Origin of the sequence: Olsenella sp. An293 (genome assembly GCF_002159495.1) — a bacterium.
In the GTDB taxonomy this organism is placed as follows: domain Bacteria; phylum Actinomycetota; class Coriobacteriia; order Coriobacteriales; family Atopobiaceae; genus Thermophilibacter.
This window is the reverse complement of sequence record NZ_NFIT01000023.1, coordinates 1-10,432: the sequence shown is the minus strand read 5'-3', so window position 1 is coordinate 10,432 and position 10,432 is coordinate 1. Positions and strand designations below refer to the sequence as shown.

7 protein-coding genes are annotated in these 10,432 nt (G+C 68.2%); 2 read left to right on the top strand and 5 right to left on the bottom strand.

The genetic code is table 11. From position 1 onward, the window contains the following. Nucleotides 1-122 precede the first annotated feature (122 nt). The 4 genes from B5F85_RS10255 to B5F85_RS10240 form a co-directional block, all read right to left on the bottom strand. Nucleotides 123-1,013, bottom strand: a complete 891-nt coding sequence (locus B5F85_RS10255; RefSeq protein ID WP_158094605.1) for a RelA/SpoT domain-containing protein — start codon at nucleotides 1,011-1,013, stop codon at nucleotides 123-125. A gap of 137 nt (nucleotides 1,014-1,150) precedes the next feature. Continuing rightward, nucleotides 1,151-1,609 (bottom strand): type II toxin-antitoxin system antitoxin SocA domain-containing protein, encoded by a 459-nt coding sequence (locus tag B5F85_RS10250; RefSeq protein WP_239386886.1) that lies wholly within the window; start codon nucleotides 1,607-1,609, stop codon nucleotides 1,151-1,153. Nucleotides 1,610-1,912: 303 nt separating this feature from the next. Further along, nucleotides 1,913-3,187, bottom strand: coding sequence for an ATP-binding protein (locus tag B5F85_RS10245; protein WP_204204779.1), 1,275 nt, complete (start codon nucleotides 3,185-3,187; stop codon nucleotides 1,913-1,915). Between the two features lie 196 nt (nucleotides 3,188-3,383). Then, nucleotides 3,384-4,688 (bottom strand): DUF4143 domain-containing protein, encoded by a 1,305-nt coding sequence (locus tag B5F85_RS10240; RefSeq protein WP_087316949.1) that lies wholly within the window; start codon nucleotides 4,686-4,688, stop codon nucleotides 3,384-3,386. Nucleotides 4,689-5,402: 714 nt separating this feature from the next. On the opposite strand from B5F85_RS10240, the gene B5F85_RS10235 reads away from it, so the two are divergent. Beyond that, entirely contained in the window at nucleotides 5,403-6,596 is a 1,194-nt protein-coding gene (locus B5F85_RS10235) for an IS110 family transposase (protein WP_087316946.1), read from the top strand. A gap of 56 nt (nucleotides 6,597-6,652) precedes the next feature. On the opposite strand, the gene B5F85_RS10230 is transcribed toward B5F85_RS10235, so the two are convergent. After that, nucleotides 6,653-7,957 (bottom strand): DUF4143 domain-containing protein, encoded by a 1,305-nt coding sequence (locus B5F85_RS10230; protein WP_087316944.1) that lies wholly within the window; start codon nucleotides 7,955-7,957, stop codon nucleotides 6,653-6,655. Between the two features lie 398 nt (nucleotides 7,958-8,355). Between B5F85_RS10230 and B5F85_RS10225 the strand changes: the two genes are divergently transcribed. After that, a partial coding sequence (locus B5F85_RS10225) for a hypothetical protein (RefSeq protein ID WP_143786175.1) occupies nucleotides 8,356-10,432 on the top strand: 2,077 nt, incomplete at its 3' end.

Below are 10,432 nucleotides of genomic sequence, written 5' to 3'. Positions count from 1 at the left end.
GACCGCGCCGACGGAGAGGACGCCGACGAGCGCCGCGGTGACGACGCGGCGGGCCTTCCCCCCGTTGTTGGTGCAAGCTGTCATGTGTTGTCTCCTTTTAAGGGGAGGCGGGGGTGGGGCGCCTATCGGCCGGCCTGCGTCAGCGAGCCAATCACACCAAGGAAGAGCCGGATGTCCATCGAGTAGTTGGGGTAGGCGTCACGAAGATCCCGCAGGGAGGCGACTTTGACGAGGAGCGCGTCGCGCATGCCCTCCCTGTTGGCGCTTTCGAGCTCGGCATACATCCTCGCCGCCTCGATCGCCTCGTCTGTCGTAAAGACGTACAAGTGTGTGAGTTGGAGTTCGTAGTCGATATCGAGGAGGCAGTAGGCAGATCCGGAGAACTCTTCCCGCTGGAGAATCGTTACGGAGCCGGAACAGGCGCGCAGCCTATCGAGCGCTCGAATCCTCCCGTCAAGATTGATGAGCTCAGTCCGTATCTCTTCGACCGTCTCGGGAACGCCGGGCACACAGGGCGCGCCCTCTTCCATCGAGAGCAGAGCAGACGCAAGCATGAAGAAGCGCCTCTCATCTGAGGACCCTCCCCCGGACTTCATCTCAGACTTGTTCACAATGTCAAATGTCTCGAGGGCGGTTGCCCATGCATGTTGGAGCTTGGTCCTAACCTGTGTCTCACAGTACAGGCCTTCATACCCCGCGGCTTGAGCGTTATGGCGGGTGATGAGGTGCACACTCCTGTATCCGTCTTTCTTGGGCCTCTTCACGTAGTCCTTCTCGCGGAAGATGGGCAACCGGCCCTTGATTGACTCTACGATGGCCTCGACCTCAGTTAGGGTCTCGGCGACGACCCGACATCCAGCAATGTCGTTCATCTCGTTGAGCTTCATGTCCATATCTCCGCGGCGGAGCTTCCTCTCGATCGCTTCGATGCGCTTGAGCCGGCCGAACAGCACGGCGTCCCGTACCTCGGGGGTTAAGCTCTCGGAAATGGCGCTGCCGAGAAGCTCGCTCATTTCCTCGAGAGGCTCCCTGTGGGCAGCGCGCCAGCAGTTCACCACTCCTAGCGCCCAGTCCCTCTGATCGGCTGACGCGCCCTCATTCGAGAGGATGCGTCCTGCCCTTTTTACGCTGTTTTTCGAGTATCGCTCCGTCATGTTGCGGAGAAGAGTGGATTCGGGCAGCACGGAGACGAGTAGTATCCCCTGATCGAATCAGGGGATATGACGGCGCTGCACCTGTCCTCGACGCCGCAGCCGGAGCGGGCGTCTCGCCAAGGTCGCTCGGAATGGGTCAAGCTGCTTAGCTGCTCACCATCGAGGTGCCCGAGCTTGGCGACGGTCTGGTCGAGGAGCGACCGCTCCTCGACCGAGGGCAGCGAGACGTCCGTCTGGGCGCGCAGCTCCCCGGGCCCCACGATGAAGCGCCCCCTATGGGCGCGAAAGAGCTCGGGGCACACCGGGCCGTTCACCCACGCCTGGAAGTCCTCCGGGAAGAGAGGCCTGCTCGTCCTGACCAGCGAGAGGGCGTCGGCATAGAAGACGAGCTTCTGCAGCTTCATCGTCGAGACGTACCCCGTCCTGCTCAAAACGTACTCGGCGGCGTCCACCACGTCCGTCAACTCAGATCCCTCCCTTCGGCCACGGCCAGACAGATGTCCGTATTTTACTCCGCCCGCCGCCGCCGTGCTTACGGGAAGGCCTGCCGCCTACGCGCCTGCGGGGCCCAACTCCGGGCCTCCTCCACGAGGTAGCCCTGTTTGAAGAACGCCGGGTGCGACGCCAGGGTGTCGTCCGAGATCGGGGGCGGGATCGTCCTCATTGCCACAAATGTCCGTGATAACGGTGCGGTAGGTCACGGCATGCCCGAGGCCGCGCGCGGGCGACGTCGGGCGCGGCCCGAGGGGCCCCGCGCGCTACGCCCGGTGCAGCAGGAAGTCCGCGGCGGACAGGATCCTGATGCCGTCGACGTCCGTGGGGTAGCTGCCGCGCATGGCCACGACCATCTTGGGGTAGGCGTCGCGCACCGCCCTGAGCGGGGCGAGCTCGCGCGCCATGGTCCCGGGGTCGGTCATGTCCTCGGTCGCCTGCACGTAGACGCGCTCGGGCCCGCGCGTGGCGACGAAGTCCACCTCGCCGGAGCGGAGCTTGCCCACGGAGACGTCCCAGCCGTCGTAGAGCAGCTGCAGGTACACGATGTTCTCGAAGACCCGCCCCTGGTCCGCGTCGCGGTAGCCCTGGAGGTAGCTCCTCAGGCCCGGGTCCACCACGTAGTGCTTGCCCCCGGTCTTGAGCAGCTCCCTGCCCCTGATGTCGTAGCGCCTCACGGGGTAGAAGAGGTAGGCCTCGCACAGGGCGGAGACGTAGGCGTCCACCGTCTCGTTGGCCACGCGCGCGCCCTCGGCGCGGATGGTGCCCGCGATGCTGTTGGTGGAGTTCTCGTTGCCCACGTTGTCCGCCAGGAAGGAGCAGAGCCTGCGCAGGAGGTCGGGGTTCGTGAGCCTGCGCGCCCCCCGGCGGCGGTCCCTCTCCAGGATGTCGCGGACGATCACGGTGTCGTGGAGCGACTTGAGGTAGGCCCGGTGCTCGGCGGCGTCCGGCTCCGAGAGCGCGAGGAAGGGGAGCCCCCCGTAGCGCCGGTACTGGTCCAGCATGGCGGAGAGCGTGCCGTAGGAGCCGTCCCGCAGGCGCACGAGGTCAGCCTGCGGGCCCCCGGCCGGGAACCACTCCGCCCCGCGGAAGTCGAGGTACTCGGCGAAGGTGAGCGGGAGCATCTCCACCTCCACGTAGCGCCCGGAGATCATCGTGGAGAGCTCGCTGGAGAGCAGGTAGGCGTTCGAGCCGGTCACGTAGATGTCGCAGTCGAGGTCCACGCGAAGGGAGTTCACGGCCCTCTCCCAGCCCTCGACCTGCTGCAGCTCGTCGAAGAAGAGGTACGGCCGCTCCACGCCCTCGGCCCGCTCGCGCACGATCGCGTAGAGGTCCCGGTAGTCCCCCATGCCGTCAAACTCCATGGACTCCATCTTGAACTCCAGGAGCCTCCCCTCCGGGACGCCCTCCGCCCTCAGGTGCTCCCGCGCCATGTCGAGCAGGGTGGACTTCCCGCAGCGCCTCACCCCCGTGACCACCTTGATGAGGTCGCGGTCGCGAAAGCGCATGAGCCGGTCGAGGTACCTCTGGCGAACGATCACGTCTGCTCCAATGTGAAAGATCTGCATCTCTTGCGAGTTTTTAGCATGGTATCAGACCGTGCCCGTAGCGCGCTCGCCCGCAATGCGAAAGATCTGCATCCCGTGCGAGTTTTTAGCATGACGGCCGAGGGCGGCCGGCCGTTGCGTGCCAATGGGTTGCTTACGTCCGGGATGCGCGACATGGGCGGGAGGCCCACTAGGCGCCCAGGCAGCGCAGGGGGACCACGTAGACCCCCTCCCCGGTGCGCCGGGCGTAGCGCGAGACGCCCGTGACCACGGCCATGAACTCGGGCTCCCGCACCCGGGCGCGCGGGTTCTCGCAGAGCTTGCGGCGCAGGCGCAGCAGGCTCGACACGCCGGCGGCGACCTTGTCCTCGCTCACCTTGAACTCGAAGGCCGCCCACCTGCCGTCGGCGAGCTCGACCACCGCGTCCGCCTCCAGGCCCGAGTCGTCGCGGTAGTAGCGCACCGGCTCGAAGCCTATGTCGGGCAGGGCCCGGGCGAAGACCGTGAGGTCGCGCACGCACATCGCCTCGAAGAGCAGGCCGAAGGTCTGCCAGTCGCCCAGCAGGGCGTCGGGCCCCATGCCGAGCTGCGCGGCGGCAAGCGACGGGTCGGCCAGGTAGCGCCTGGGCTTGGTGGCGAGCCTCTTGCGCGAGCGGGCCTGCGGGACCCATCCCGGGACCTCCTCCACGAGGTAGCTTGCCTTGAGGAACGAGAGGTACGACGCCAGGGTGTCGTCCGAGATCAGGGAGGCGGGGTCGTCCTCCCCGCCGTACATGTCCGCGATGACGGTGCGGTAGGTCGCGGCCTGCCCGAGGTTGCGCGCGAGCGACGCCACAAGCCTGCCCGTCACCTCGCCGTCCCTGCCCGCCGCGGGCGCGCTCTCGGTGAGGAACAGCCTCAGGTACTCGCGGGCGACCGTCTGGGCGCGGGCGACGTCCATCCCGACCGCCTCGGGCCAGCCCCCGCGGCACGCCAGCTCGACGAGCTCCCGGGTGCCGCCCGGGGCCGCGCAGGGGGCGAACTCCCCGCGGAACAGGCCGGCCAGGCTGACCTCGCCCGTGGAGTCCCCGCTCTCCGCGAGCGTCATGGGGTGCATGCGGATGCGGCCGATCCTCCCCGCGCCACTGTGGGCGGGCGCCTCGCCGCCTCGCCGGGCGAGGGGCGTGGAGGAGCCCGTGAGGATCCAGCCCCCTCGCAGGCCGCGGGAGCGGTCCACGCCGCGGCGCACGGCGTCCCAGACCCGGGGGGCGAGCTGCCACTCGTCGATGACGTGGGGCATCTCGCCCAGCGTCATGAGCGAGGGGTCGGCGCGGGCGAGGTCGAGGTCGTCGTCGACGTAGCTCACGCTCGCCCCGTGGGAAAGCGCCGTCCACGTCTTCCCGCACCACTTGGTGCCCGCTATCTCCACCGCGCCGAACGTCCCGAGATAGCGCTCCACCTGCTCGTCCACCACGCGCGGGAGGTACCCCTCCGGCGTCAGCCTGCCTCCTGCCATCTGGCCCCCTCTCCTCTGCTCACGTCGATTGTAGCAGTGCGTTCGGTATTTTCCGAATGTGACGTTCGGTATTTTCCGATAATCTTGTTCGGCATTTTCCGACAATCGAGTTCGGCAGAACACCAGCTCTCCGTGCCGGTGGTTGATCGTCATTCGGAGCGCATGACTTTGCGCACTCCGAATGGCGATCAACCGGCAAAGACGAGCAGCGCCAAACCCGAAAGCGAAACGCCGCCAAACCTTGAATGGAATCGGCCTGTGCGGCGCGCGGGCGGCCGGCGCCAAGGGCGCGGGCGGGCCGTGCAAACATGGGCGCGGGCGGTGCCGTCGGCGGAGCAGGGCTCGGGGATGCGGTCGCGCTTGGCCCCAAACGGCCGCCGCCTCCGCCTAAGAGGAGACGGCGCATGCGGTTACGTCCGGATGCGTCCGGACGCGACCGCGGCCAAGATCAGCCGCGAGATGCCGTGGTCGGAGCCTTTCAAGAACCGTCATGCGGTAGGAGTCAACAACCAATCCACGGCGCCTCGCGGCTGGTCGGCAGGCGTGGGGGACCGCGTCCCGATGGGTAAATAATAGCAGCACAGGCACGTCAAATCCGCGCGGGCGCGCGGCGCGGCCCCCTCGGCCTCGGAGGGGGCCCGCCCGTCCGCGCCGCTCCGGCCGTCCGTCAGGGGGCCCGGCCCCCCGCCGGGCCGCGTCATAGGAGGTGCCGTTATGGTCTCGGTTGGCATTGACGTCGCGAAGGACAAGCACGACTGCTTCATCCTCGGGGAGGGGGGCGTGGTGCTCGCGGACGTGTTCACCGTCCCCAACACCCAGGAGGGCTTCACCCGCCTCGCGGAGCGGATCTGCTCGTGCCGCCCGGAGGGGGAGCCCGTACGCGTGGGGCTCGAGGCGACGGGGCACTACAGCCACAACATCCTCGAGTTTTTGGTGGGCAGCGGCTTTGACACCTTCGTCCTCAACCCGCTCTCCGCCAACCTCTACCGCAAAAGCCTCACGCTGCGGAAGACCAAGACGGACCGCGTGGACGCCAGGAACATCGCCACGATGCTGCTCTCCGGCAAGGGGCTCGAGCCCTACCGCGGGGCGGAGCGCACGATAGCCGACCTCAAGTCGCTCACGCGCTACCGCTTCGACAAGGTGCGCGACCGCGCCAAGCTCAAGCAGTCCATCTCGCGGCTGGTGTGCATCCTGTTCCCGGAGCTCGAGAAGATGGTGCCCACCCTGCACATGGTCTCGGTCTACGCGCTGCTGGAGCGCTACCCCGGCGCCGCCCAGGTGGCCGGGGCGGACCCCCACGAGCTACGCGCCCTCCTCGACGAGAGCTCCCGCCACCACTGCCGGGAGGGCATGGCCGAGGACCTGCGCGCCGCCGCGGCGTCCTCCATCGGGTCGAGCATGCCCGCGAAGTCCATGGAGCTGCAGCACACCATCCGCCTCATCCGCGAGCTCGGGGCCGAGATAGGCGAGGTCGAGCGCTCCATCCGCTCCATCATGGACGAGCTCGACTCTCCCATCACCACCATCCCGGGCGTGGGCTACAAGATGGGCGCGATGATCATCGCGGAGTCCGGGGGCCTCTCTCGCTTCGAGTCCGCCGACAAGCTCCTGGCCTACGCCGGGATGTCCCCCTCGACCTACCAGTCCGGCCAGCTCAAGAACTGCTTCCCCCACATGGAGAAGCGCGGCTCGCGCTACCTGCGCTACGCGCTCTACAACGCCACCAAATACGTCTGCCACTGGGATCCGACCTTCGCCACGTACCTGGAGAAGAAGCGCTCCGAGGGCAAGCACTACAACGTGGCGCTCTCCCACGCCACCAAGAAGCTCGTGCGGGTGATCTTTGCGCTGGAGCGCTCGCGCCAGCCCTACCGGCCCGCGCCCCCGGCGGAGGCCGCGGCCTAGCGCCGCCGGGCGCCGGCAGGCGCGGGGTCGCCCGGTCGGGGGCGAGGCCCCGGGCCCTACGCCCCCAGGGCGGCGAGGGGGATCACATAAACGTCCGCCTCGGCGTCGTAGCGGGCAAACTCGCCCGCCCCGGTGAGGACCGCCATGAAGGAGGGCTCGGGGTTGCGCGCCGCGGGGTTCGCGGCGACCTTGCGTCGCAGCCGGTTGAGCGCGGCCGCCCCGGCGGCCACCCCCGACTCGCCGAGCTTCACCTCGAACCCGGCCCACCTCCCGTCCCTGAGCTCGACGATCGCGTCGACCTCGAGGCCGTCCGAGTCCCGGTAGTAGTGGAGCGGGTCCGGGCCGGCCCCGGGGAGGGCCGAGGCGTAGACGGCGAGGTCGTGGAGGCAGAGCGACTCGAAGAGCAGGCCGAGAAGCTGGCCGTCCTCGAGCAGGCGCTCGGGGCCGACCTGCAGCAGGCTCGCGGCGAGCGAGGGATCGGCGAAGTAGCGCTTGGGCTTGGTGCGCAGGCGGCTCTTGGAGCGGATGGGCGCGTCCCAGCCGCCGACGGGCTCGACCACGTAGAGCGCCTCGAGCGCCGCAACGTGCTCGGACGCCTTCCTCGCCGCGGTCTCGGGCGCGAGGTCGCCCCCGAAGGCGTCGGCTCCCAGCGTCTCGTACTTGGCGGAGGTGCCCAGGTTCCGGGCGAGGGAGAGCGCCACGCGCCGCGACTCGGCGCCGTCGAGGCCGCGGCGCGGCACGCTCACGCCAAAGACGGCGTCGAAGTAGGCGTCGAGGTAGCGGGGGGACGCGGGCGCGCCGGTCCCCACGAGCGCGGGCCAGCCCCCGCGGCACAGGATGCGCGCGAGGGGCTCGAGGCGCTGCTGCACGAGCTGCGGCTCGAAGCGCCCGTCGAAGAGCCCGGCGAGCGAGACGGCGCCCGTCGACTCGCCCGTCTCCTGGAGGGACATCGTCCGCATGCGCAGGCGCGCGATGCGGCCCGCCCCGCTGTGGCTCACTCGCTCCTTCCTCGGCGACGAGGAGCCCGTGAGCACGTACAGCCCCCTGGCGCCCGCCTCGGAGTCCACGCGGTCGCGCACGGCATCCCAGACCTCCGGGACGTCCTGCCACTCGTCGACAAGATGGGGGCGCGCGCCCATCAGGGCGAGGCTCGGGTCCGCCTCGACGGCGCGGCGGACACCGGGGTTGCCCACCCGCGTGACGCTCTCCGAGACAGAGAGCGAGGTCCAGGTCTTGCCGCACCACATGGTGCCCGCCACCTCGACCGCGCCGAACTCGCCGAGCATCTCCCGGAGGGTCCCGTCGCACGTCCTCGGCAGGTACCCCTCCGGCGCGAGCGCTCCGCGCGTCATGTCCGCCATCCCGCCCCCTCGGTCGAAAAACGATTTTAGAGGATGATACCATACGGTTTCAGAGGATGATGGCCACCAATTTCAGAGGCACCATGCCGTCGGGCTGGTTGCCATTCGTAGCGCACAAAGTCACGCACTTGCACTGTCAGCCGCACGAGATGTGGCTCCCGCCCCAAGGGGCCGGAGCCCAGCCCCCGCCCCCTATTAAGGGGAGACGGGAGCAAGGCTGGCGTGATGTAACTTTTCCGGCCCGGAAACTTACATCACGTCGCGGGAGTCCCCGTGCCGGGATCGTCCCCCAAGGGCCCCATCATAATCTCGGGCCGTCGCCTTCTCGCGTTGCCCCGAGCTCTCGCATCCCGCCCGAGACAGGCCATGCCCCGTCTCCCCTTAAAAGGAGACAACACATGACAGCTTGCACCAACAACGGGGGGAAGGCCCGCCGCGTCGTCACCGCGGCGCTCGTCGGCGTCCTCTCCGTCGGCGCGGTCCCCGCGATCGCGCTGGCGACCGGCACGGGCGACGCCGCCGGCTCCGAGGTCTCGGTCCTCGCCGTGGCCATCTGGGACGGGGCGACCATCGCCAGCGCCACCAATGGCCAGCCCAACGAGAGCGTCAGCGAGGAGGACCTCAAGAACGGCGTCTCCTTCGAGTCCGACTCGCACGAGTACCTCGTGCCGACCGCCCTCGTGATCGACGGCGAGACCCAGCGCGTCAAGGACGACTGGGCCGTCACCTACACGATGGACACGTACAGCTCCGACCCCTCGACTGCCGCCAGCTTCACCGGCCTCACCATGGGCTGGGAGTACTACGACGCCAGCCGCGGCACCGGCTCCATGTTCACGTTCAACGGGACCCTGAGCGCCGACCAGGCGGCCGCCTACTTCGGCGGCACGCTCCGCGGGAACAAGGGGCAGGTCGTCAGCGTACTCCCGGGCACCTACCACGTCACGGTCTCCGGCGCCGTCGACGGGACCGCCGGCTCGGCGACCTTCAACTTCAAGGTCGTCAGCCCCGCCCCCGAGCAGCACACCTACACCGTCGAGGGAAACCTCACCTACGACGGGTTCGACAAGAAGGGCGAGCTGACCTTCAGGAACGAGGACGGGATCGCCGAGACCCCGACCGCTTGGAAGAACGGCGACGGCTCCACTCACACCGGCGCGATCACTGACGCCGGGACGTACTTCGCTGTTATGCCTGGTGGCGAGCAGGTCAAGTTCGTCGTCGAGCAGCTCGACCTCTCGGCCGCAACCGTCACGATCGAGGACATCGTCTCCCCCGACTCCGATGGCAACGGCTACGGCGACATCATGTCGAACGCCTACGTCCTGAGCAAGGTCAAGGTCGGCGGTTACGACGTCTCTGACGCCGTCATCAAGATTGGCGAGCGCCAGGACGCCGTCAACTACAGGTTCGGCGTCAACACCGTGACCATCCTCCCCGCCGCTGGCGACAGCGCCAACATCAAGGGTTTCGCCAGCGTCACCTTCACCGTCCTCAACGACAGCGTCTTCAGCGGCGCCCACCGGCTCATGTACGGCGACGAGGACATCACCGGTTCGAGGGTGATCAACGTCAGCTCCTACGACCGCGAGGCCTTCGACTCCTCCAAGCTGAGCGTTGTCTTCGACGGCGTCACCTACAGCGGGGAGCAGCTCGACGTCACCGTCGACGGCGACCTCACCAAGCAGGGCCCGCACACCGTCCACGTGCGTGTCGAGCCCTTCCAGAAGGACGGCGTGTGGTACGGCGGCACCCAGGACATCACCGTCTGGGTCTCCCGTGCCGACCTCGACGCCGACGAGCGCCTGTACTTCTACCTCGACGGCAAGCTCGCCGGCAACGGCGCCACCGTCACCTACGACGGCGGCGACTGGCTCGACCGCCTCGAGGTCGTCGTGAGGGACGCGAACGGCAACGAGCTCGTGAACGGCGAGGACTATGACGTCACCGTGACGAAGGGCGGCAGCGAGGTCGACTCCGCCGTCGACGCCGGGACCTACAAGGTGAAGGTCACCGGCAAGACCTTCGACTTCCAGTACGGCGGGGTGGACACGTTCACCCTGAACGTGAGCCAGCTCGTCATCGACCGCATCGTGCCCGTGTGGGACCTCGACGTCGAGGGAACCCCCGACGGCTACCTCTACTACACCGGCGACGTGCTGACCCCGGCCTACAGGTTCTTCGACTGGGTCGACGACGAGTACGTCGAGGTCGAGGTCCCCGCCGAGGCCTACGAGGTGACCTACATGAAGGGCGGCAAGGACGTCGACCTCAAGGAGGTCGGCACCTACACCGCCGACTTCGACACCGCGGTTGACGAGAAGAACTACGTCGTGGACAAGGACGTCCGGATCGACGTCACCGACAAGAAGATCTTCCTCGACGTGCCCGCCAACGAGTGGTACAGCCAGGGCGTCTACGACGCCGTCAAGCTCGGCTACATGAACGGCGACGGCGGCGGCAAGACCTTCGGCC

Bases quoted from the DNA above. Each gene is read 5' to 3' on its own strand.
- B5F85_RS10255 (WP_158094605.1), bottom strand. From the start codon at position 1,013: ATGAGCGAGCTTCTCGGCAGCGCCATTTCCGAGAGCTTAACCCCCGAG.
- B5F85_RS10240 (WP_087316949.1), bottom strand. From the start codon at position 4,688: ATGGCAGGAGGCAGGCTGACGCCGGAGGGGTACCTCCCGCGCGTGGTG.
- B5F85_RS10230 (WP_087316944.1), bottom strand. From the start codon at position 7,957: ATGGCGGACATGACGCGCGGAGCGCTCGCGCCGGAGGGGTACCTGCCG.
- B5F85_RS10235 (WP_087316946.1), top strand. From the start codon at position 5,403: ATGGTCTCGGTTGGCATTGACGTCGCGAAGGACAAGCACGACTGCTTC.